The sequence below is a fragment of the Bacillus fungorum genome (genome assembly GCF_002746455.1).
Classification (GTDB): domain Bacteria; phylum Bacillota; class Bacilli; order Bacillales; family Bacillaceae_G; genus Bacillus_A; species Bacillus_A fungorum.
Map to the genome: position 1 here is coordinate 325014 of NZ_NWUW01000001.1, position 23053 is coordinate 348066.

The following is a 23053-nucleotide window of genomic DNA, read 5'->3' on the forward strand; positions in this document are numbered from 1 at the left end:
TAGTTTGGAAGGAGGGAATGCGATGCTTTCTCAAGAGTCACGAGATTTCCTTGCAAATACAGGTACTTATTTAACAGCAAAGGGGATAAGTGAAAAAGATATTGAATCCTTTTTAGAAGATGCAGAAATGCATTTAACTGAAGGTGAAAAAAGTGGTAAGAGTGTAGAGGATATATTTGGTGATTCACCAAAGGAATATGCAAATCAACTTGTAAAAGAAATGCAAGTTGATTATAAACGGAATTTAGGATGGCTAGCTACAGCTATTATGAGCATATTATGCTATTGGACTGTTCCAGATCTTTTATTTCGAAATTTAAATGAACCTTACATCATTTCTTTAATAGGGTTAATTGGATATCCGATTATCTTAGTGTTAATGATTGTGGGAGGGATATTATTTTTAAGAGGTGCTAGTTTTCAACGGAGTATGTTGAAAAAGAGCTTACTGCTATTTGGAGCAGTAATACTTACTTATTTACCAGTATTAATAATGTTTTTAAAAGATTGGTATAGTTTTCCTTTTTATGAAATCCCTCAATTAGGAAGATATTTAATTGGAGGAGTTCTACTAGTGATAACAACGATTGTGAATGTTCGGTCTCTTGGTTGGGTTGGTTTGTTTGTGTTAGGAATCCCAATTTTTATGATAGTGATGGTTGAACAACTAGTAAGAGTATTTTTCTAATGAGAAATTCTAGAAATAAAAGAAGAGGATGAGCATATATGTAAATCATACTTATATGTATATTAACTATTATGTTTCTAGAATTAATGACTTTAGGAATTTATACTGCCTTCACCAAAAGAGCATAATTAATATTTTAAACATCACGATATATTTTGTTCCTCGTTTTAATAGGAAAGTGGCTGCTCTGGATATACAATAAATTATTTCCAAAGAAATACTATATTTTGATTTTTAGAGGGATTCTGCTTAGGTGTATAATGTATCCTTTGCAGCCGGTATATCGTTAATTAATTGGAATAGATTGTTTTAAACAATAACAAAATCGTTACTATTTTTTTCTTTGCAATAAAGCACTTTGTAAAGAGAGTGCTTTTTGTTCGTTTGTTAATAGCGACTGAATATGAACATTTTCAGGGCGCGGGACTATCGGATACATAAGATTTGTTGGAGAAGGATGGTGCTCCGAGCCAGTTGGGGAATGGGGATCTGAGTGAGTAAGTTTTCCGTGAACACGTCTTGTAAATAAAATATGACCAATTTCGTGAGCGAGCGTATATATATTTTTCATAGGAGCAGCCGAGTTCGTTAAAACGATATACCCTGTAAGTTGCTGCTGTTTTGCTAAAGAGTAAGCACAGGCAATTACTGCTGTTTCTTTGAAATAATCACTGCCAATATAACAAATGTAAAGGTCGCATGCAGGAGCTTCATTTACACACGTTTGAAAAAAGGATGCTAATTTTTCCTGGCTTTGAATAGAATTTTTATAACTAATTTCACGGTCAGAAAAACGGAAAAGTTCATTTAAAACAATTACTTTTTGAATTTGAAATGTAATCGGGTGCCAAATTGACTCTGCAACTGCTAAATCTTTTGCGATACGGTCATTAGAAATATCGGCGCCTGGAGTAATGCAAATACATATATTGACGTATGGATCCATAAGGAACACCTCAACTGAAAAAATTCTTCCTATAATATATGTTGGGAAAAGACCCTATGTATGGATAAACGCCTTGTTTATTACAAGTCGAAAAAATTTCATAGTTCTATAACGTAGTGTGATCATCTTTTTGATATAGTAAAGAAAAGGGGGAGAATATATGTATACATTAAAAATCGTTTCAGACAGAGAAGCTCTTTATCAATTTGCAAGTTATGTAAGAGTTGTGCAAGGGGTGGAAGATGTATATGTAGAGGTGGGAGAACCTTTATATGAACATCCATTAATGAAATTTTATGTACATATTAAGCTGGAGGAAACATATGACCAGCATAAAGCGTTACAAGAAATAGCAAGATTAGTAGAATTGGGACGCTTTACATATGTTCATTATCGTAATGATGAAATTGAAGAAGCTTTTGAAGCTGTAAAATATGAAAGTTTTAAGAAATAAAGGTGAAAAAAGGAGGCGAAAGCTTCCTTTTTTTCTTTAAAATTACATCAACAAAAGGAGAAAAATTTTGTTATGATAAGGAAGGGTGAGGAAAGGAGAGTTTACATATTGGGGTATATTGAAGAGTTACGCAAAGTCGTTGGTACAAGGCCGCTTATTCTAGTAGGGTCAGCAATTATTATCTTAAATGATAATCAAGAAGTATTGCTTCAATATCGTTCAGATACATATGATTGGGGTGTACCTGGTGGCGCGATGGAGCTAGGAGAAACGACAGAAGAAACTGCACGCAGAGAACTATTTGAAGAGACGGGACTAAATGCGAAAATTATGCAATTTATCGGGGTTCTTTCGGGAAAAGAAGTGTACTTCCAATATCCAAATGGAGATGAAATTTTTAATGTAATTCATTTGTATCAGGGTCATCATGTGAGTGGAGAATTAAGGCTTGATCATGAAGGATTACAGCTTCAATATTTTCCGGTAGATAAGTTACCGAATTTGAATAAAACAACAGAGAAGATTTTACAAAAATTCCTATACGCGTTAACAGAATAGAAGGTTAATTCCTTCTATTTTCATTATATTAAATATTTTGATTTTTTAGTATGTTTATAGTATGATAGGTGTAGACATACATCTTATGGAATTTCACCTAAAAACTGACTAGGGTACATAAGAGAGGGGCAAGTGCAAAATGCATAATGTTGTTATTACAGCTGCAGTTCGTTCGCCAATTGGAACTTTTGGGGGAGCGCTAAAAAATGTAACGCCAGTAGAATTAGCTGTTCCTGTACTTCAGGAAGCTGTAAAACGAGGCGGGGTAGAACCACACGAAGTTGATGAAGTGATTTTAGGTCATTGTATTCAAAGAACTGATGAAGCAAATACGGCGAGAACGGCTGCATTAGCGGCAGGATTTCCTGACACAGTTACAGGTTATACAATCCAACGCCAATGTTCTTCAGGTATGCAAGCAATTATGTCGGCTGCAATGCAAATTCAATTAGGTGTAAGTGAAGTTGTCGTTGCAGGTGGAGTAGAAGCAATGAGTTCAAGCCCTTATGCATTGAAACAACACCGCTGGGGACAACGCCTACAACACGGAGAAATTCGTGATACGGTGTGGGAAGTGTTAGAAGATCCAATTCATCATATTATGATGGGGGAAACAGCGGAAAATTTAGTTGAACAATATGAAATTACAAGAGAGGAACAAGATGAAGTTGCGCTTCGCAGTCATACATTGGCGCTAAAGGCAATCGAGTCTGGATACTTTGACGATCAAATTGTTCCTATTACGATAAAAGAACGTAGAAAAGAAGTAGTATTTTCGAAGGATGAACATCCACGTACAGATATTACAGCAGAAAAATTAGCAGGATTAAAACCAGCTTTCCGTAAAGATGGATCTGTAACTGCAGGGAATGCATCTGGTCTGAATGATGGAAGCGCGGTTCTAGTATTAATGAGCGAAGAAAAAGCGAAAGAAAAAGGCTTACAACCGTTAGCTAGAATTGTTGGATATTCAGTAGCTGGAGTAGATCCGAAAATTATGGGTATTGGACCAGCACCAGCAATTCGTAAAGGATTAGAAAAAGTAGATTGGTCATTAGAAGATGCAGATTTACTGGAAATTAACGAAGCTTTCGCTGCACAATACTTAGCTGTAGAGAAAGAATTAGGCTTAGACCGTGAAAAAGTGAACGTAAACGGTAGTGGTGTAGGACTTGGACATCCAATTGGTTGTACAGGAGCTCGTATTACAGTAAGTTTAATTCACGAATTAAAAAGACGTGGTTTAGAAAAAGGAATTGCCTCTTTATGCGTTGGTGGTGGTATCGGGGTTGCCTTATTTATAGAAGCACTATAAAAAAGAAGCAGCTATTGCTGCTTCTTTTTTTACGATTCAAATAGATGATGAAATAATCGATCACGATTTTCAAAGAAAAGTTTTGTTGTTTGGTAATGCTCGGTTTCTTCTAATGTGGATTCGTGAATTCCCTCTTGTGTTAAAGAATATATAGTGGATTCAGGATAAGCCATTAAAATAGGAGAATGCGTCGCAATAACAAATTGTGAACCTTGTTCCGCTAGTTCGTGCATTCGAATGAGCATGGAAAGTTGTCTCATCGGTGATAGAGCTGCCTCAGGCTCATCTAAAATGTATAAACCTTGTCCTGAAAAACGATTCATAAATAAGGAGAAGAATGACTCACCGTGTGATTGTTCGTGAAGTGAAACACCGCCATAAGATTTTATAGCATCTATTTCATCAATATAAGAAGCAACATTATAAAATGATTCAGCACGAAGAAAGAAACCGTCGTTTGGTATATTGAAACTTTTGGAAATTCGAAGGTATTCATGTAAAGATGAATGTGAATCGTTTGTGCTAAAGCGAAAGTTTTTCGTTCCACCTTCTGCATTAAATCCTAAAGCAATTGCAATTCCTTCTAGTAATGTTGATTTACCCGTTCCGTTTTCCCCAATAATGAATGTTACATTTGGGTGGAAAGCTAGTGATTGTAATGTTCGGATAGCGGGTAAACAGTAAGGATATGCAGAGAAACTAGGAATATTTTCTTTTTTTAATGTGACATTTTTTAAAAAGGGTACGTCAATCAATATATAAACCTCAATTCATAAAGGATTTTGATTCTAAAAAGGCAGCAAATACAAGTGTAAGACAGCTTGCGGCTAGAATTGTATACTGAAGTGCGCCAAAACCGAGACCTTCCCAGCCGAAAGTCATCCTCTTCCATATAAAAATGAAAAGAACGCTCATAAAGCCAACGAGAGCAGGCGTGTATTTTATAATTTTTAAGTGCTTCCATAGAAAAAAGCTGGTGTATGTACTTAAAAACAAGATAAACAGAACAAGAAAAAAGACAAGTGTTAATGACACGTAAATCCCTCCTTATTTTCTGAATATTTCATGTGGATTATAACATGTAAAATATCATATTCCAATGTGAAAATAAATATTGCATCAAGATCAATTCTCTCGTTATGATAGATGGTATTCTATTGAAAATATGAAGAGGAGTTACAATATGCCGTTTGCATTTGCACATCCAGCAGCAATTCTTCCTTTTGCGAAAAAGCATTCTCAATATATTTCAGTAACGGCTCTTATATTTATCGTTCATGCGTTCGTAAATCCCTATTTTCATATTTTCCAAATTGGAGGTATAATAGTATCTGGACTGACAAGTTCATTTTGTGGACTTCTCATTGTTTCTATAGTTTACAAGGCAAGGGACTAATTTTATATTCATGAATGATAGTGTTAGGAGAAATTATATGATGAAAGCATGGAAAAGTATTTTTGTTTTATGTAGTTTTCTTCTTATGTTAAGTGGTTGCTTCCATCAAGAAGAAAAGAAAGTTGAACCGAAGAAGAAAGAAGTTATTCCTGAAACAAAGGAGTATGGCGGGCGTGAGCTGAAAAAAGTAGGACAAAAAGTGAAAGAAACAGGGTGGGGTACTTTTAAGTTAGAACAGATTCATTCTGTGAATCAAACATTTGAAGTAGCGCCAATGAAAATTCACGTACAAGATGTGAAAGTAATCTCATTATCACAGATGAGTAAAGAGGCAAAAAATACATTAAAAGTATATACGGCATTAACTCCTGAAGAAGTAAAGCGTAGATTAGGAGATAAAGTAAGTCAAGAAGATGCGGATTTATATGCATCGCTAAGTGGAACAGAGATTAGTGATACGATTCGTTACGTTGAAATTACATATAAGGTGGAAAATAGCGGGAATAAAAATATGCAATTTTTCTCTATGAATGATGTTACGATTAATGATAAGCAACATTTTAAAGTAGCAACGCAAAACTTTTTATATGATGAAGATACGCTCGTTGGTACAAAAAATGTATCAAGAGAAGACTACAAGCCTGGTGAAACAAGAGATGGTATTATCGGTTTAATACTTGATGATGGAAAAGAAAAGGTAAAGGATATTAAGTTTACAACAGATAATGTAGTGGCAGGAGATACAGAAACGCAAGATGTTGTAAAAGAGCAACAAACTTTTAATATCTCACTTTCTGAGTAAGATATTTTTAAAAACATGTAAGAAAAAACAGTCAGCACTTATAATATTATGCTGACTGTTTTTTCTGTTCTTTTATGTATGAATCTACATTTTGAAAAGGTACCTTAATTTTAAATGCATCTTTTTGTTCACGAAATTGCTTTTCATTATAGGGGCCAAAACGTTTATTATGCTTTACGTCAATAATCCAATAATGCTCACTTTTTTTATTTGTAATTGCTGCGTCAGGATTATTCGGATCTGACTTTTCCTCAATTTGTTTTGCAATAATGTATTTATCATCCCAAGCAATGTCTGTAATTTTTGCAGGAATGTATTGTGTGGCATATACAGCATCTTGCGTGGGGAAAAGTTCAAATGCATTTCCAGAAGTACGTATGAGTTCATATTCATCGTTAATCGTATAAGTTATATGATTTGTATTTCCAGCACAACCGGCTAATAGGAAAGCGACGAATAGGATTATCCATTTTTTCAATATGGGAACCTCCTTTACAATGCTGTTGTAACACATTGTACAAGAAAAGTAAGAGAAACGCTAGTTTACAATGTTTTTTAGAAGTGGTACGATGAGACGGGTAAAGAAGGATATGAAGGAGTCGACATAAAATGAAGTTAAAGATGCATCGTCCAGCGCTTGTAATGAATCGCATAGGTGCTTCCCTAATTGACATGTTTTTAATCTCGGTTATGTATGGTGCAGTAGTAGCTATTATGACCGGAAATTATAGTGCTATTTTTAATCGCTTTAATATTAGTTTTGGTGATTATAGATATGATCTTGCAGTAGTTTTTATATTAATGGTGATATATTTTATTTTATTACCTTTTATTTGGAACGGTGTTACCCTTGGTAAAAAGGTAACGAGAATAAAATTAATTTCACTGAAGAGTGAAAAGTTAACAATACAAACATTAATCATACGATTTTTTGTATTGTTATTACCTAACATATTATTACTTGGAATTCCAATGTTATGTAACGTATATATGATGTTATTCCGCAAAGATAATTGTGGTTTTCAAGATTTAATTACAAAAACGAAAGTGATAAGTCTTGTATAAGAAAAAGACCTTTTTATACATATTATAAAAAGGTCTTTTTTTCTTATTATATATTTTAAAGGGTATATAATAAGAAAAGGTTAATTCGATATCATTTTTGTTTTTAATAGATTGAAAATTAAGAAAATGTTACAATAATTAAAATAATATCTTTATATAATAAGGGGGAAATTGAAATGACTGGAGGTAGCGTAATCTTTTGGGGGATTTTAATTTTCATCGGTTTAGTGTTCGATCAGCGTAATAGTAAGAAAAAAGAAGGAGTAAAAAAGTAATCGCTTACAAATGAATAAGCAACTTTTCTTGCTTGCAGACTAATCTCATAAAGGAGTATACTGAATGACGGTAAGACTTATAGAAGGGGTAATGAAAATGAAGCTTGCAGGAAAAGTTGCCATCGTAACTGGCGGTGGCATCGGTATTGGACGTAATACAGCTCTTTTGTTGGCTAAACAAGGCGCAAAAGTAATTGTGACGGACATTGATCAAGAAAGTGGACAAGCAACAGTGGAGGAAATTACGAATCTAGGCGGAGAAGCACTTTTTGTATCCTATGATATGGAAAAGCAAGGAGATTGGCAACGCGTAATCAGTATTACTTTGAATGCATTCAGTCGCATTGATATGCTTTTTCAAAATGCTGGTTTATATAAAATAGATTCTATATTTTCACGCCAACAAGAGAACGATTCCAATGTACTTTGTATTAATGACGTATGGATAGAGATAAAACAATTAACGTCATCTTTTATGAAACAGCAAGAAGAAGTGGTGCTGAGTGACTTACCGATTTTCGGTATTATTGGCACGAAAGGACAATCATTTCATACAGTAGAAGCCCTCGTATAATAATGAAAACCGCCCTCAATATATGTGGACGGTTTTTTTGTATGTTATATTGTAGGAAATTATTTTTTAACGAATACGTTGTTCGGTTTGGCTATCAAAGAAATGCGCTTTATTCATATCAAATGCTAGTTTAATTTGGTCACCAGGTGAGAATGTATGTCTTGCATCAACACGTGCTGCAAAATCTTGATTTCCAAGTTTCATATATAAAATAGATTCAGCACCTAACAATTCAGCAACTTCTATTTTTGTTGTGAAGGCAGTAGATTGTGAAGCTTCTAAAAATAATAGTTCATCATGAATGTCTTCAGGACGAATACCTAAAACAATCTCCTTATTTACATAGCCTTGTTCACGTAATAGTTTCATTTTTCCTTCAGTTACTTTAATTTTTATTGCATTGTCTATAACGAAATCGGTTTCAGTTAATTTACCACGGAAGAAATTCATCGCTGGAGAGCCGATAAATCCACCAACGAAAATATTTTCAGGTGTTTCATATACTTCTTTTGGAGTACCGATTTGTTGAATTTTTCCGTCTTTCATAACAACAAGACGAGAAGCCATTGTCATCGCTTCAGTTTGATCATGCGTTACATAAATTGTTGTCGTTCCAAGGCGGTGGTGTAACTTAGAAATTTCTGAGCGCATTGCAACACGTAATTTAGCGTCTAAGTTAGATAAAGGCTCGTCCATTAAGAACACTTTCGCGTCTCGAACGATTGCTCTCCCTAACGCAACACGTTGACGTTGTCCACCGGATAAAGCTTTCGGTTTTCTATCTAAATATTGTTCCAGTCCTAAAATTTTTGCTGCATCTTTCACACGACGATCAATTTCATCTTTTGGTATTTTTCTAAGTTTTAATCCAAATGCCATATTATCATACACACTCATATGTGGATATAGAGCATAGTTTTGGAAGACCATTGCGATATCGCGATCTTTTGGAGGGACATCATTCATTAGCTTACCATCAATTGAAAACGCTCCTTTTGAAATATCTTCAAGTCCAGCCACCATTCGTAATGTTGTAGATTTTCCGCATCCAGAAGGACCGACAAATACGATAAACTCTTTATCTTGAATGTGTAAATTAAAATCTGTTACAGCTGTTACGTTATTATCATATATTTTATAAATATTTTCTAATTTCAGTTCTGCCATGGTATTTCCCCCTAGAAATAATTATGCAAACGTTTTCTTTGAGTTCATTATAAACTAATAGATTCAAAAAATAAACAAAAAAATAAAACGTTTTCATACATTGGAAGAATATTAGTAAATTTCGTATGTTTTCTTAGAAAAATAAGAATAAAAGTTGTAAGCGCTATTTTAAATTAAGATAGAATCTGTTATCATTCATTAATGAAAACGTTTGCGCCTTAAAAAAGAAAATCGAATTATTAATGAAATGGGGTAGCATAATGGAAAAACAGTGGTGGAAAGAAAGTGTAGTATATCAAATTTATCCTCGTAGCTTTATGGATAGTAACGGTGATGGTATAGGTGATCTTCGTGGTATTATCTCAAAGCTAGATTACTTAAAAGAATTAGGAATTAATGTAATTTGGTTATCACCGGTATATGAATCTCCAAATGATGATAATGGTTATGATATAAGTGATTATTGTAAAATAATGAATGAGTTTGGAACAATGGAAGATTGGGACGAGCTATTACATGAAATGCATGAACGTAATATGAAACTTATGATGGACTTAGTAGTGAATCATACTTCTGATGAACATAATTGGTTTATTGAATCACGTAAATCAAAAGATAATAAATATAGAGATTACTATATATGGCGTCCTGGAAATGATGGAAAAGAACCGAATAACTGGGGAGCAGCCTTTAGTGGATCTGCGTGGCAGTATGATGAAATGACAGATGAATATTATTTACACCTGTTTTCTAAAAAGCAGCCAGATTTAAACTGGGATAATGAAAAAGTAAGACAAGATGTTTATGAAATGATGAAGTTTTGGTTAGAAAAAGGAATTGATGGATTCCGTATGGATGTTATTAATTTCATTTCTAAAGAAGAAGGGTTACCAACAGTTGAAACAGATGAAGAAGGGTATGTTTCAGGTCATAAGCATTTTATGAACGGTCCAAACATTCATAAATATTTACATGAAATGAATGAAGAAGTATTGTCTAATTATGATATTATGACGGTTGGTGAAATGCCTGGTGTAACGACAGAAGAAGCGAAATTGTATACTGGGGAAGAACGAAAAGAATTACAAATGGTATTCCAATTTGAACATATGGATTTAGATTCGGGAGAAGGTGGAAAATGGGATGTGAAATCATGTTCACTCCTTACCTTAAAAGAGAATTTAACGAAGTGGCAAAAAGCATTAGAGCATACGGGATGGAATAGCCTGTATTGGAATAACCATGATCAGCCTCGCGTTGTATCTCGTTTTGGTAATGATGCAATGTATCGCACTGAATCTGCGAAAATGTTAGCGACGGTTCTTCATATGATGAAAGGAACACCGTATATTTATCAAGGAGAAGAAATCGGAATGACGAACGTTCGATTTGAAACAATTGATGAATATAGAGATATTGAAACGTTAAATATGTACAATGAAAAAGTGGTAGACCGTGGTGAAGATAGAGGAAAGGTAATGGAATCTATTTATATAAAAGGCCGAGATAATGCTAGAACGCCGATGCAGTGGGATGATAGAGAACATGCTGGATTTACAACAGGTGAACCTTGGATTACGGTAAACCCTAATTACAAAGAAATTAATGTGAAACAAGCAATCCAAGATAAAGACTCAATTTTTTATTACTACAAAAAATTAATTGAGCTACGCAAAAATAATGAAATAGTTGTGTATGGATCATATGATTTAATATTAGATAATAATCCTTCTATTTTTGCATACGTAAGAACATATGGAGAAGAACAACTTCTTGTTATTGCAAACTTTACTGCGGAACAATGTGTATTTGAATTACCTAAGAACATTAGTTATAGTGAGGCAGAGTTATTCATACACAATTACGACGCGGGAAGCGCATTGATAGAAAACATGACATTACGTCCATATGAAGCAATGGTATTTAAATTGAAATAAGAGAAAGCCTTATACTACTTCGGTATAAGGCTTTTTTGTCACCATTTTAATATAGAAAATCCATATGGTGGAAGTGTAACTTGTAATACACTTGCTTCCGCTGAAAATTCTTCGTTTGTATAAATGTTAATGATTTTCTTTCCAGTAACATGGAGAGGCAGTGAAGCTGTAATGTCACTATTAGTCGGATTTAAAACGAAAAAGATAGTTTCATCTTCAAATGTTTTCGTATAAGAAATATAATTATGTTCATCATTTGCTTCGATGAATTGGAAAGTACCATGTCCTCCAAATGCTTTATACTGCTTTCGTAATGAAATTAATGTTTGTACATGTGTAAATAATAGATGATCTTGTTCTTTCATATCCCAAACCATACATTTGCGGCAATCTGGGTCCATACCGCCGTCCATACCAATTTCGTCTCCATAATAAATACAAGGAGAGCCGATGAAAGAAAGGTGGAATACATAAAGTAACTTTAACTTATTTTTATCTCCGTTACATGTTGTCAATATTCTTGGTGTATCATGGCTGTCTAATAAATGAAATGCTGCTTCATTTACATTCATAGAGTAGGAATGGAGAGATTCTGTTATTTGTTTCATAAATTCATTTGCCTTAATGGAATCGTTAGCAAAGTAGGACAGTAGAGCGTTTGTAACAGGATAGCTCATTACAGCGTCAAATTGATCTCCTTGTAGCCATGGAAGTGCATCGTGCCAAATTTCTCCTAAAATATATACTTCAGAATTTAATGCCTTTATCTCACTTCGGAATTCTCTCCAAAAGTTATGGTCGACTTCATTTGCTACATCAAGGCGCCAACCGTCTATATTGAATTCTCTTACCCAATAACGCCCTACTTCAAGTAAGTATTCTTTTACATCCGGGTGTGCTGTGTTTAATTTCGGCATATACGGTGTAAACGCGAAAGTATCATAATTCGGGAGTGGCTCAGTTCGAATTGGGAACTCATGAATATGGAACCATTCTTTATATGCTGACTGCTCACCATTTTCTAGTACGTCTTGAAATTTATCGAAAAAGTATCCACTATGATTAAATACAGCATCGAGCATTACTTTTATACCGTGTGTATGACATGCCTGAACGAGTGCTTTGAACGTTTCTTTTGTGCCAAATTGCGGATCGATTTCCATGTAGTCAATTGTGTCATATTTATGGTTTGAATGTGCTTTGAAAATAGGTGTGAAATATATTCCCGAAATTCCAAGCTTAACAAGGTAATCAAGGTTTTGAATAATACCAGCAAAATCTCCGCCGAAAAAATTAGTTGGAGTTGGCTCAGCGCTGCCCCAAGGAAGGGTGTTTTCTGGATTTAGCGTACGATCTCCATTAGCGAACCGTTCTGGGAAAATTTGGTACCAAACAGTATCTTTAATCCAGGAAGGTGCTTTGAATACATCATTTGCATGAATAAATGGAAAACAGAAAAAGTTACCAACGTCATCATTTGGAATGCTGGAAAAAAATCCACGTTCGGCATAAATAAGCGTTTCTGTCTCCGTTTTTAATTTGAATCCGTAACGTAAGCGCTTAAATTTTGGCTCGATAGCAATGGACCAATAATCAAACAATGCAGTAGAACCAGTTTTTTTCATCGGTGTACTTGAAGAAATCCACTTCCCGTCTTTCCATTCATAAGGATCACCATAAATAAGAGTGGCGCTTTGAACATCGTCTCTTTTAGTACGTATTCGGATGTGAATCGTTTTTTCATCGTAAGCATATGCATAATTATCTTTTGGCCTATGATAAACGGCTTCTTTAAGCATATAGAAAATCCCCCTTTAATATCTCCATGCATATTGTTCCCTTAAGTATAATAATAAAGCATATGTTGCAAACGATTGCTTTTTGCATAGCTTTAATATTGCTTATAAGAGTAGTATTCATTTCATATAAAGTCAATGTATAAAGAGTGTAGTAATAATATTTTTAAATTAATATTTGCAAAATGAATAAAAGAATGTATAATGATAGACAAATAGCGCAAACGTTTTCATAGATTGAGATGTTGTTTGCGCTTCTATTAAACTATCCAATGCAAACGTTTTCAATTATTAAGGTACATATACAATTCAGGGAGGTTTTTGGGATGAAGAAAGCATTATCATTATTAACGGTTTCAGCATTATCAATTGGTATGTTATCTGCATGTGGACCGAAAGATTCAGGGAAAAAAGAAGAAAGTAAAGCGAAGAAAGATTACGATCTTCTCGTTTGGGAAGATGATAAAAAAGGTGTTGGTTTAGAACCAGCAGTGAAAAGCTTTGAGGAAAAATATAAAGTAAAAGTAAAAGTTGTTGAAATGCAAATGACAGATCAAGTGAAAAAGTTACGCCTTGATGGTCCAGCGGGGACAGGACCAGATGTTGTAACATTGCCACATGATCAAATTGGTAACGCAGTAACAGAAGGTTTACTTTCTGAAGTGAAAGCTGATGATGCGGTAAAGAGTAAATTTACTGATTCATCAATAAAAGCACAGACATATAACGGAAAATTATATGGTTTACCAAAAGCAATTGAGACACCAATCTTTATTTACAATAAAAAATTAATGCCAAAAGCACCAGAAACGATGGACGAGCTGTTTAATTTCTCAAAAGAATTTACGAAGGATGGCAAGTACGGATTTTTAACATTAGGAGATAACTTCTACTTTGCTAATGCTTTCATGGCAGGTATGGGTGGTTATGTGTTTGGTGAAAAAGATGGAAAGCCAAATGCAAGTGATGTTGGATTAAATAATAGCGGAGCAGTACAAGGTGCTGAATATCTTCAAAAATGGTACAAAGAAAAGTTATTCCCAAAAGGTATTATCGGTGAATCTGGTGGACCTGCTGCTGATGGGCTATTTAACGAAGGAAAAGCAGCATCTATCATGAACGGCCCATGGGCGTTCCAAGCAATGGAAAAGAACGGAATTGATTATGGTGTTGCTCCAATGCCGAAATTACCAAATGGTCAACCAATGAAAACGTTTGTTGGGGTTAAAGGATGGCATGTAACAAGTTTCTCTAAACAAAATGATTTAGCTACAAAGTTCACTGAATGGGTAACGAATGAAGAAAACGCAAAAATTAGATTTGAGAAAACAAAAGAAATTCCTCCAGTAAAAGCAGTAATGGAAGATCCAATTATTAAAGATAACGAAGCTGCAAAAGCAGTTGCAACACAATCTGAAAATGGAATTCCAATGCCAAACATTCCAGAAATGCAAGAAGTATGGAAACCAGCTGGAGATGCGCTTCAATTAGTTGTTACGGATAAAGAGGCACCAAAAGCAGCGCTTGATAATGCAGTGAAGCAAATTAAAGGTAATATTGAGGCAAATCATAGTAAGAAAAAATAAGGTGAAATTCGTGCTTCTAATATGAGGGGCACGAATTCTCTCCCAGAAAAAAGGGGGAAGGAACATGCAAACATCTATGGAACCAGCAAACGGCCTAAACGGTTCAAAACATAGGAAAATGGCAACCATGTTATCAATCATTCCAGGCGTGGGCCAAATGTATAATAAACAATTTGTAAAAGGTCTTATTTTTCTAGTATTAACAGGTTCATTTATTGTAGCCTTTGCTGATTTATTAAATATGGGATTATGGGGAATTGTAACGCTTGGGACAGAAGTTCCACGTGACCATTCTGTCTTTCTATTAGTAGAAGGAATCTTGGCACTCATTGTCATCGTGTTTGGACTTGGAATATATGCATTTAATTTATATGACGCATATCAAAACGGGAAGAAACGTGATATAGGAACACCATTAAACTCTGTAAAAGAGCAATACCGTAATTTACTAGATCAAGGTTTTCCATATTTAATGGTTTCACCAGGTTTTCTATTACTTATCTTTGTAGTTGTATTTCCAATCATCTTCGTAATTTTAATTGGATTTACGAACTATGATTTATATCACTCTCCTCCGGCTAAATTAGTAGATTGGGTAGGATTTAAAAACTTTATTGATATCTTTACATTACCGATGTGGAGAGAAACGTTTTTAAGTGTATTTTCTTGGACTGTCATTTGGACATTCGTTGCAACGACATTACAAGTTGCGCTTGGTATTTTCTTAGCGATTATCGTAAATCAGCCTGGTATTAAAGGGAAGGCAATTATTCGAACAATCTTCATTTTACCGTGGGCAGTTCCAGCATTCGTATCTATTCTTGTTTTCTCAGGTATGTTTAATGAAACATTTGGAGCAATTAACAATCAAGTATTGGCTTTATTCGGAATTGAAAAGATTGCTTGGATGACAGATCCATTTTGGGCGAAGGTTGCTTTAATTATGATTCAAACGTGGCTTGGATTCCCATTTGTCTTTGCAATGACGACAGGTATATTGCAATCGATTCCAGGAGAATTATATGAAGCAGCTACAGTGGATGGAGCTACTGCTTGGCAACAGTTTCGTAAAATTACATTACCACTTGTTCTATATGCAACAGCACCAATATTAATTACGCAATATACGTTTAACTTTAATAACTTTAGTATCATCTATCTATTTAACGGCGGAGGTCCTGCTGTAGCTGGACAAGACGCAGGTGGAACAGATATTTTAATTTCATGGATTTATAAGTTAACGATGACTTCGGCGCAGTACGGGAAAGCAGCAGCTCTTACAATGATATTATCGTTAATTGTTATTACAGTTGCGTTATGGCAATTTAAGAGAACAAAATCATTCCAAGAAGAGGATATGATGTAAATGAATATTAAAAGACAAAAGATGTTACGTCTCTCATTAAGTTATCTCGTTATTTTCGTAATGTGTGCCATCATTTTCTATCCATTATTATGGATTATTGGCTCATCGTTTAATCCGGGTGATAGTTTATCTGGATCAAGTATTATTCCGCAAAATGCAACGTTAGATCATTATCGTAAGTTATTAGATTTAGAGAATAGTAATTATTTACTATGGTATAAAAACACATTAAAAGTAAGTGTTTTAACGATGATTTTTTCAGTGTTAGCAATTAGCTTTACTGCTTATGCATTCTCGAGATACCGTTTTGTTGGAAGAAAAAATGGTTTATTAACATTTTTAATTCTGCAAATGATTCCAAACTTTGCAGCGTTAATCGCTCTATACGTATTAGCGCAGTTAACAGGATTAATTGATACGCACCTTGCATTAATTTTAATTTATGTAGGCGGGGCAATCCCAATGAATACATGGCTTATGAAAGGGTATTTTGATACGATTCCGAAAGAATTGGATGAGTCAGCTCGTATGGATGGGGCAGGACATTTCCGTATTTTTTGGCAAATCATTATGCCACTTGCAAAGCCGATCGTAGCGGTTGTGGCGTTATTCACTTTCATCGGTCCATTTACAGATTTCATTTTAGCGAGTATTATTTTGCGCACACCAGAAAATTATACGTTAGCAGTTGGGTTATATGAAATGGTAGCGAAGAAATTTGGTAATGAATTTACAACGTTTGCAGCGGGTTCAGTATTGATTGCAATCCCAATTTCAATTTTATTCCTATCATTACAAAAATACTTTATCTCTGGTTTAACTGCTGGAGGTACGAAAGGATGAAAAATGGGACATTACGTCCCATTTTTCTTTTCATCTCCCTATAAAAAATTTTATAGGGAGATGAAAAGAGATTTGACATCACATATGAAAAGAAGTGAAATAAATAGTATATTATAGTATAGGAAAAAAGAGCTATATCCCTTACAATACATGGAGAGGGAGAATAGGATAGGTTTTGCAAGATAGAATCAATGAAAGTTTATGACTTCTCCTATTACTTGCAACGGGTGCAAGATAAAAATATATACAAAATGGCAGAGAATTGAAAGGAGGGGGATTTTTATGACAGTTACAATTAAAGATGTGGCGAAGAAGGCGAATGTAGCACCATCCACCGTTTCTCGTGTAATTGCTGATAATCCAAGTATAAGTGAAAAAACAAAGCGTCGTGTTCGGAAAGTAATGAGTGAACTAGGGTATCATCCCAATTTAAACGCAAGAAACCTAGCTAACCAAACAACAAAAACACTTGGCCTTGTTATGCCAAGTTCTGCAAGTAAAGCTTTTCAAAATCCGTTTTTCCCAGAAGTTATAAGAGGGATTAGTTCATTTGCACATGTGGAAGGGTATGCGCTTTATATGTCGACAGGTGAAACGGAAGATGAAATTTTTAATGGTGTTGTAAAGATGGTGCAGGGACGCCAAATTGGTGGCATTATTCTTTTATATTCAAGAGAGAATGATCGGATCATTCAATATTTGCATAAACAAAATTTCCCGTTCGTATTGATCGGGAAACCATATGATCGTAAAGAAGAAATTACATATGTAGATAATGACAATTATACAGCTGCAAGAGAAGTGGCAGAATATTTGATTTCATTAGGTCATAAACAAATCGCGTTCATCGGCGGTGGATCTGATTTACTTGTAACGAGAGATCGTTTGGCTGGTATGAGTGATGCTTTAAAATTAGCAGACATTTTATTGCCGAAAGAGTATATTTTACATTTTGATTTTTCAAGAGAAAGTGGTCAACAAGCCGTGGAGGAATTAATGGGGCTAAAGCAACCACCGACAGCAATTATGGCAACGGATGACTTGATTGGACTTGGTGTGCTAAGTGCACTTTCTAAAAAAGGATTCGTTGTACCGAAGGATGTTTCTATTGTAAGCTTTAATAATGCTTTATTATCAGAAATTGCGAGTCCGCCACTTTCGACAGTTGATGTGAATATATACCAGCTAGGATATGAGGCAGCAAAAGCTTTAGTTGATAAAGTAGAGAATGCGGAGTCTACTGCAAAGTGTATCATTATTCCGCATAAATTACTGAAGCGTCAAACTTGCGATCATTATGCATAAAAAAAGCTAAGAGTTTAACTCTTAGCTTTTTGTTGTAGAAAAGCTTCTAAACGGTCACAGCCTTCTTTTAAAGTTTCGATACTATATGCATAAGACAAGCGAAGGTAGCCTTCACCATATTCAGAGAATGCTGTTCCAGGAACGACGGCAAGTCCAGCTTCTTTGACAAGGTCAAGTGCAAAATCAAATGATGAAGATGTTAAATGGCCAACATATGGGAATAAGTAAAATGCACCTGTTGGCTTTTCAACTGTTAAGCCCATTTGAATGAGTCTATTATATACGTAATCAAGGCGTTTTTTGTATTGATGACGCATCATTTTTGGTGCATCTTTAGCAGCTGTTAATGCTTCAATTGCAGCATATTGAGCGATTGAAGTAGCGCACGTTACGTTGTATTGATGAACTTTTAATATATGCCCAGCTAAATAGCTTGGTGCGAATAATAGACCGATACGCCAGCCAGTCATAGAATGAGATTTTGATAAACCGTTAATGACGATAGTCTTTTCACGCATTTCTGGGAAATGAGCGATAGATGTATGCGTTTGTTCATATACAAGTTCGCTATAAATTTCATCAGAAAGGACGAAAATGTTTTTATCTTTTAAAACATGTACAATATCTTGTAGTTCTTCTTTTGATAAAGTTACACCAGTTGGATTAGAAGGATACGGTAGTACGACGCATCTTGTTTTTTCTGTAATGGCATTTTCTAGTGCATTGGCTGTTAAACGGAAGCCAGTTTCACGAACATCGATAAAAATAGGTGTTGCGCCACATAACCGAATAATCGGTTCGTATCCTGGATAAATAGGGGCAGGTAAAATGACTTCTGTTCCTGGCTCTAAAATCGTTCGAAATGCAACATCAATTGCTTCACTGGCACCGATTGTAACGATGGTTTCGTTTTCAGGTGAATAATGTAAATCGTAGTTATCTTTTACAAAGTTACAAGCTGCCTTGCGTAATTCTAGTAAACCAGCGTTATGTGTATAGCTTGTATAGTTTTCTGTAATAGCCCGTTTTGCTGCTTCTTTTACGAGAGAAGGTGTAGGAAAATCGGGTTGTCCAATTGTTAAAGAGATAAGATTATCATAGTTTTGAATCATGTTAGAGAATTGACGGATTCCAGAAATTTGGATGTCCTTTACTCTAGGATTAATGAATTGTTCCATTGTATCTCCCTTTCTTCCGTTTGAAAATTAAGTTCATTTTAACATATTTTCTATGATTTCGCTTGCGTATATATTATGTAGAAAGAGAGGGTTAACAGAAAAAAAGCCGCTGTAAGCGACTTTTTAATATCCGTATTCCCAATCTATTTCATCTTCATTCCAAAGTACAGAGGATACTTTGCCAAGGTTAACGACTGATTCATTCACAGCACATGTGCAATTTTCTTCTCCTGTTTTATGCTGTAACTCTTCATATACTGATTTCTCAACATTTTCTAGAACGACCAAATTTTCTTCTTTTAAAACAAGCGTAGTACCCGCCATATTTATCTTCCTCCTACTAAAATAATGATCACTTATTTGTAAACATAGATAGTATGGATTATATGCTGTATTTTGCTATAGTTGTCCGTCTCATGAAGTATTTTTTATTTTCTTTGTAATCCGTATTCATTGTATACTGCCGGGCAGAAATTTGGTACAGGGTTTACATTCATTTCGAAAATCTGTAACAATTATTATGTGTTGTTAACAAAGAATTAACAAATATGTTAAGAAAAATCAAAATTTTAAAACAAATAAACCCGTAAAATGATATAATCATATCAAAATACATATAGGGGATGAGAGGCTATGGAGCTGATCCGTGATTTAATGATCCAAATTGCCATCATTATTTTGCCACTATTTTTATATGAAGCGATTCGTTTAAATCGTTATCAAGAAATGCCTCCGAAGCCGAACCGCTACTTTATTATGTTTTTATCTAGCATTACACTCGTTCTCTCCATGACATACTCTATTTGTTTTGGTGATGTTTGTGGGTATAACTTTCATCTAATCCCAATTGTTAGTGGTTTTCTATATGGCGGGATTGTTGGTGTAATCCCGGCCGTTATTTTTGTTGCATATGAATGGGCGCTAAAAGGAGTGAGCCTTCTTCCAGTCATAGAAGTAATATTCCTATTGATAGTTCCACTGTTTTTATCAAAGAAATGGTCTCTATTTTCAAGGGATAAGAAGCTGATTTTAGCATTTATGATTTCATCATTGTACGTGCTTGTTTCTTTAGTGATTGGCATGATTAACGTTCTGTTAGAAACAGGGTTTACACCGTATATTTCGCACCTATATAGCGGATATATATTTGCTTCGCTTATTATGGTTATGACAATGGTATTTCAGGTGTACTTAACAGAATATTTAAACGAAAATGCAATACTACGTACAGAGATGCAAAAGTCAGAAAAGCTTAATATTGTAAGTGAGTTAGCGGCAAGTGTTGCACATGAGGTTCGAAATCCGCTCACTGTTGTTCGTGGTTTTATACAATTGCTAGAAAGTACGGAAGATGTGAAGAATAAGGATTATATGCGTCTTGTACTAGCCGAATTGGACCGAGCGGAACAAATTATTTCAGATTATTTGAATTTAGCAAGGCCACAAATTGAGAAAAAGGAACACATTTGTTTATCGGCGCAATTAATAGAAATGACTACACTTATGTCATCATTTGCAGCGATGCAAGGTGTATATTTGCAAGTTGAGATTTCTGAAAGTCTTTATACAATCGGTGATAAGACAAAATTGAAGCAAGCAATTATGAATGTTGTTAAAAATGGTATTGAAGCCATTCAAGGAAATAAAGGATATTTAAAAGTAACGGCTATGCAAAAAGATGAAACGATTGTAATACGAGTTAAAGATAGTGGTGTTGGAATGACGAAAGAGCAGTTAGCAAGGCTCGGACAACCGTATTATTCTTTAAAAGAAAAAGGAACAGGATTAGGGCTTATGGTAACATTTAGTATCTTACAAGCGCATAATGGTACGCTGGAATATAAAAGTGAAAGTGGGAAAGGAACTGAAGCAATTATTATATTACCAGCTGTAAGAAATAAGGAATAAAAGTTACCGATGGAGGGTAACTTTTTATTTTATATTGTTTATTCATTTGTTTTTTCTTGTTTTGCTCGGCTAAATAAGCCTTTAAATGATTGCAAGAATCCTTGTTCTTTTGAGGCAGCAACCATTCTTTTTGTTTCTTGAATTTCACGAATAACTTGCATAAGTTGTGCATCACGATTAATGTCTTTATTATAAATTTGATTTACGAGTTTATTCATTTTTTCTTCTTGCTTAGATTCTCGTTTATACATATGATTCATTAATAAGTCCATCTTTTCTTTCTGAAGGGCATCTGTTTGAGCGGCATGAACCATTAACTCTTGTAGCATTTTTTCTTGAGAGCCTTCTTTTACATAAACTTGTTGCATCAATTCATCTAGCTTTTCATCTTTTAAACGATTTTGGGTAATAAGGGTAGAATTTTGATGAATAATTGCTTCATTTAACTGAGCGAGCATTTCAAGTTTTAACATGAACTCCTCAAAGTTACGTCCATCTTCTTTTTCTTTCGGTTGTATCTCTTGCTTATCTTGTATAACTGGTACAGGTGGGGCCTCTTTTTCTTTTAAAATAATTGGTATCGTTTCTGAAATGTCTTCTTGCAATGTAGCAGCTCTTTCATGTATAGATTTCAATAGTTTCAAATCATCCAGTTTATAAATACGAGCATCAGCTGTTTTGGAAATCATATAACCATGTTCCTCTAACAGTTGACTATATTTACGGACTATATGTTTTGGGATGCCTGTTTTATTCGTGACATCTTTCGTTTTATAGGTAGCTTCCATGATATTTCCTCCCCAAAAAGTATCGTATATATCATTTCAATCTTTTATGAGGACTTCCTTTGAAAAAGAATGTCGGAAGGTTATTAGTTTTCTACAGCATTAGTGAAAAGGTGAAGAAAAATGATAGTTTTTGGCGGAATGGCAAAGAAGAGCTAAAATAATGTCTGAAAACATATACAGGAGAAGTTTGTTATAATAACTGAGGAAAAGAAACTGGTAGAATCATGGAGGTATACATGAACCAATTAAAAGGTATTATCATTTCAATTATTGCAATTCTTTCTATTTTAGTAGCGGTTTATGAAGTACTTGTTCCAAAGGAAACAAGTATCAAAAAAACAAATGCGTATGATCAAGTTCTAGAATTTCCGAAAGAGAGATATCCAGAAACAGGGAAACATATTACGGATGCGATAAAAGAAGGACATTCAGAAGTTTGTACAATCGACCGTGGTGGTGCTGCGGAGAGAAGAAAATTATCGTTAGCTCCATACCCATCAAAAAAAGGGTATGATCGTGATGAATGGCCAATGGCGATGTGTAAAGAAGGCGGAAAAGGAGCACATATCCAATATATAAGTCCAGCAGATAACCGCGGAGCAGGGTCTTGGGTAGGAAATAAGTTAGATAAATACCCAGATGGCACGCGTGTGAAATTTGACGTAAAGTAGTAGTTGCATATTTCATAATGAAGGAGGAGGGGAACGATGGAGTTAACAATTTCTTATTCGCAATTAATGTTGATGAACTATGACGGTGATCAGCCTTACGTTGACTGGACGGATGAGGATTTTGAAAGAGGTTATGCGAAGGCGGATGGAACTGTTATTTTTGAAGCACTTTCTGATTATACTTGTGAAATAAAAGTAACTTGCGGGAAACATATTGAGAAAGAAGAAGTGGTTAGAACGGTTACAGTTCCTTTTACAGTTGAAAATGAATGTATCGTTGTAACAAGTATTCTTTCAAATAAATTTCAAATCCCTATTCCGAATGGTGAGTATACAGTTGTATTACAGGCAACTCCTCTTGAAGAACCAACGGATGATGAATTATATAAAATACAATATGAATTCTTTTTTGAAAGTAAAGAATAAAAAATGGGT

General features: G+C 34.7%; 26 protein-coding genes and 1 pseudogene. 18 read left to right on the forward strand and 9 right to left on the reverse strand.

The genetic code is table 11. The features are described 5' to 3' along the window. Window positions 1-22: 22 nt before the first annotated feature. Both CO726_RS01935 and CO726_RS32290 read left to right on the forward strand, forming a co-directional pair. Entirely contained in the window at window positions 23-688 is a 666-nt protein-coding gene (locus CO726_RS01935; protein WP_099683137.1) for a DUF1129 domain-containing protein, read from the forward strand. An 86-nt stretch (window positions 689-774) separates the two neighbouring features. Then, window positions 775-1001 (forward strand): annotated as a pseudogene (locus CO726_RS32290) (DNA-binding protein). An 18-nt stretch (window positions 1002-1019) separates the two neighbouring features. Here CO726_RS32290 and CO726_RS01945 read toward each other — a convergent pair. Beyond that, window positions 1020-1634 carry an ImmA/IrrE family metallo-endopeptidase gene (locus CO726_RS01945; protein ID WP_099683138.1) on the reverse strand — a complete coding sequence of 205 codons (615 nt, stop codon included), beginning with the start codon at window positions 1632-1634 and terminating at the stop codon, window positions 1020-1022. 160 nt (window positions 1635-1794) lie between these two features. Between CO726_RS01945 and CO726_RS01950 the strand changes: the two genes are divergently transcribed. The 3 genes from CO726_RS01950 (at window position 1795) to CO726_RS01960 (ending at window position 3961) form a co-directional block, all read left to right on the forward strand. Continuing rightward, entirely contained in the window at window positions 1795-2088 is a 294-nt protein-coding gene (locus CO726_RS01950; RefSeq protein ID WP_029439797.1) for a DUF3928 family protein, read from the forward strand. A 108-nt stretch (window positions 2089-2196) separates the two neighbouring features. Continuing rightward, the gene (locus CO726_RS01955) at window positions 2197-2646 is read left to right on the forward strand and encodes an NUDIX hydrolase (RefSeq protein WP_000540524.1); all 450 of its coding nucleotides are present in this window, start codon (window positions 2197-2199) and stop codon (window positions 2644-2646) included. Window positions 2647-2785: 139 nt separating this feature from the next. Then, window positions 2786-3961, forward strand: coding sequence for an acetyl-CoA C-acetyltransferase (locus CO726_RS01960; protein ID WP_099683139.1), 1176 nt, complete (start codon window positions 2786-2788; stop codon window positions 3959-3961). A 29-nt stretch (window positions 3962-3990) separates the two neighbouring features. On the opposite strand, the gene CO726_RS01965 is transcribed toward CO726_RS01960, so the two are convergent. Together CO726_RS01965 and CO726_RS01970 are read right to left on the reverse strand one after the other, a co-directional pair. Further along, window positions 3991-4716 (reverse strand): AAA family ATPase, encoded by a 726-nt coding sequence (locus CO726_RS01965; RefSeq protein WP_099683140.1) that lies wholly within the window; start codon window positions 4714-4716, stop codon window positions 3991-3993. Between the two features lie 10 nt (window positions 4717-4726). Then, window positions 4727-4996, reverse strand: coding sequence for a hypothetical protein (locus CO726_RS01970; RefSeq protein ID WP_099683141.1), 270 nt, complete (start codon window positions 4994-4996; stop codon window positions 4727-4729). A 148-nt stretch (window positions 4997-5144) separates the two neighbouring features. Here CO726_RS01970 and CO726_RS01975 point away from each other — a divergent pair, with 148 nt between their 5' ends. Next, entirely contained in the window at window positions 5145-5357 is a 213-nt protein-coding gene (locus tag CO726_RS01975) for a DUF4184 family protein (protein ID WP_220389082.1), read from the forward strand. Between the two features lie 37 nt (window positions 5358-5394). Continuing rightward, window positions 5395-6159 (forward strand): hypothetical protein, encoded by a 765-nt coding sequence (locus CO726_RS01980; protein WP_099683143.1) that lies wholly within the window; start codon window positions 5395-5397, stop codon window positions 6157-6159. Between the two features lie 46 nt (window positions 6160-6205). Here CO726_RS01980 and CO726_RS01985 read toward each other — a convergent pair whose 3' ends face one another. After that, on the reverse strand, window positions 6206-6637 hold the full coding sequence (locus CO726_RS01985; RefSeq protein ID WP_099683144.1) for a DUF3997 domain-containing protein: 432 nt from the start codon (window positions 6635-6637) through the stop codon (window positions 6206-6208). A gap of 131 nt (window positions 6638-6768) precedes the next feature. Here CO726_RS01985 and CO726_RS01990 point away from each other — a divergent pair, with 131 nt between their 5' ends. The 3 genes from CO726_RS01990 (at window position 6769) to CO726_RS02000 (ending at window position 8073) form a co-directional block, all read left to right on the forward strand. After that, a complete protein-coding gene (locus CO726_RS01990) occupies window positions 6769-7224 on the forward strand; it encodes an RDD family protein (RefSeq protein ID WP_099683145.1) in 456 nt (151 codons plus the stop codon). Window positions 7225-7400: 176 nt separating this feature from the next. After that, on the forward strand, window positions 7401-7499 hold the full coding sequence (locus CO726_RS01995) for a hypothetical protein (protein WP_000145657.1): 99 nt from the start codon (window positions 7401-7403) through the stop codon (window positions 7497-7499). Window positions 7500-7563: 64 nt separating this feature from the next. Further along, a complete protein-coding gene (locus tag CO726_RS02000) occupies window positions 7564-8073 on the forward strand; it encodes an SDR family NAD(P)-dependent oxidoreductase (RefSeq protein WP_000218416.1) in 510 nt (169 codons plus the stop codon). 66 nt (window positions 8074-8139) lie between these two features. On the opposite strand, the gene CO726_RS02005 is transcribed toward CO726_RS02000, so the two are convergent. Further along, window positions 8140-9240, reverse strand: a complete 1101-nt coding sequence (locus tag CO726_RS02005) for an ABC transporter ATP-binding protein (protein ID WP_099683146.1) — start codon at window positions 9238-9240, stop codon at window positions 8140-8142. Between the two features lie 260 nt (window positions 9241-9500). On the opposite strand from CO726_RS02005, the gene malL reads away from it, so the two are divergent. Continuing rightward, complete coding sequence (gene malL / locus CO726_RS02010) at window positions 9501-11177, forward strand: oligo-1,6-glucosidase (RefSeq protein WP_099683147.1); 1677 nt, start codon at window positions 9501-9503, stop codon at window positions 11175-11177. A 38-nt stretch (window positions 11178-11215) separates the two neighbouring features. Here the strand turns inward: malL and CO726_RS02015 are convergent, their stop codons facing one another. Then, a complete protein-coding gene (locus CO726_RS02015; RefSeq protein ID WP_099683148.1) occupies window positions 11216-12976 on the reverse strand; it encodes an alpha-glycosidase in 1761 nt (586 codons plus the stop codon). A gap of 323 nt (window positions 12977-13299) precedes the next feature. On the opposite strand from CO726_RS02015, the gene CO726_RS02020 reads away from it, so the two are divergent. From CO726_RS02020 to malR, 4 genes are all read left to right on the forward strand, one after another. After that, the gene (locus CO726_RS02020) at window positions 13300-14559 is read left to right on the forward strand and encodes an extracellular solute-binding protein (RefSeq protein ID WP_098758614.1); all 1260 of its coding nucleotides are present in this window, start codon (window positions 13300-13302) and stop codon (window positions 14557-14559) included. A gap of 64 nt (window positions 14560-14623) precedes the next feature. Then, window positions 14624-15925: a maltosaccharide ABC transporter permease MalC gene (gene malC / locus CO726_RS02025; protein WP_001194990.1), complete on the forward strand. Its 1302-nt coding sequence runs from the start codon at window positions 14624-14626 to the stop codon at window positions 15923-15925. After that, entirely contained in the window at window positions 15926-16768 is an 843-nt protein-coding gene (gene malD / locus CO726_RS02030) for a maltosaccharide ABC transporter permease MalD (RefSeq protein ID WP_001022608.1), read from the forward strand. It abuts the gene before it with no gap. Window positions 16769-17050: 282 nt separating this feature from the next. Then, complete coding sequence (gene malR, locus CO726_RS02035; RefSeq protein WP_098758615.1) at window positions 17051-18073, forward strand: maltose operon transcriptional repressor MalR; 1023 nt, start codon at window positions 17051-17053, stop codon at window positions 18071-18073. 14 nt (window positions 18074-18087) lie between these two features. Here malR and CO726_RS02040 read toward each other — a convergent pair whose 3' ends face one another. Then, window positions 18088-19251 (reverse strand): aminotransferase A, encoded by a 1164-nt coding sequence (locus tag CO726_RS02040; protein WP_099683149.1) that lies wholly within the window; start codon window positions 19249-19251, stop codon window positions 18088-18090. Between the two features lie 123 nt (window positions 19252-19374). Further along, the gene (locus CO726_RS02045; RefSeq protein ID WP_099683150.1) at window positions 19375-19575 is read right to left on the reverse strand and encodes a hypothetical protein; all 201 of its coding nucleotides are present in this window, start codon (window positions 19573-19575) and stop codon (window positions 19375-19377) included. Window positions 19576-19884: 309 nt separating this feature from the next. On the opposite strand from CO726_RS02045, the gene kinB reads away from it, so the two are divergent. After that, on the forward strand, window positions 19885-21159 hold the full coding sequence (kinB, locus tag CO726_RS02050; protein WP_098758618.1) for a sporulation sensor histidine kinase KinB: 1275 nt from the start codon (window positions 19885-19887) through the stop codon (window positions 21157-21159). A 38-nt stretch (window positions 21160-21197) separates the two neighbouring features. Here kinB and CO726_RS02055 read toward each other — a convergent pair whose 3' ends face one another. Further along, window positions 21198-21947, reverse strand: coding sequence for a DUF3967 domain-containing protein (locus tag CO726_RS02055; RefSeq protein ID WP_099683151.1), 750 nt, complete (start codon window positions 21945-21947; stop codon window positions 21198-21200). A gap of 236 nt (window positions 21948-22183) precedes the next feature. Between CO726_RS02055 and nucA the strand changes: the two genes are divergently transcribed. Continuing rightward, window positions 22184-22618, forward strand: coding sequence for a DNA-entry nuclease (gene nucA, locus CO726_RS02065; RefSeq protein WP_099683152.1), 435 nt, complete (start codon window positions 22184-22186; stop codon window positions 22616-22618). A 36-nt stretch (window positions 22619-22654) separates the two neighbouring features. Continuing rightward, the gene (gene comJ, locus CO726_RS02070; RefSeq protein ID WP_087966210.1) at window positions 22655-23044 is read left to right on the forward strand and encodes a competence protein ComJ; all 390 of its coding nucleotides are present in this window, start codon (window positions 22655-22657) and stop codon (window positions 23042-23044) included. The last annotated feature ends 9 nt before the right edge of the window (window positions 23045-23053 follow it).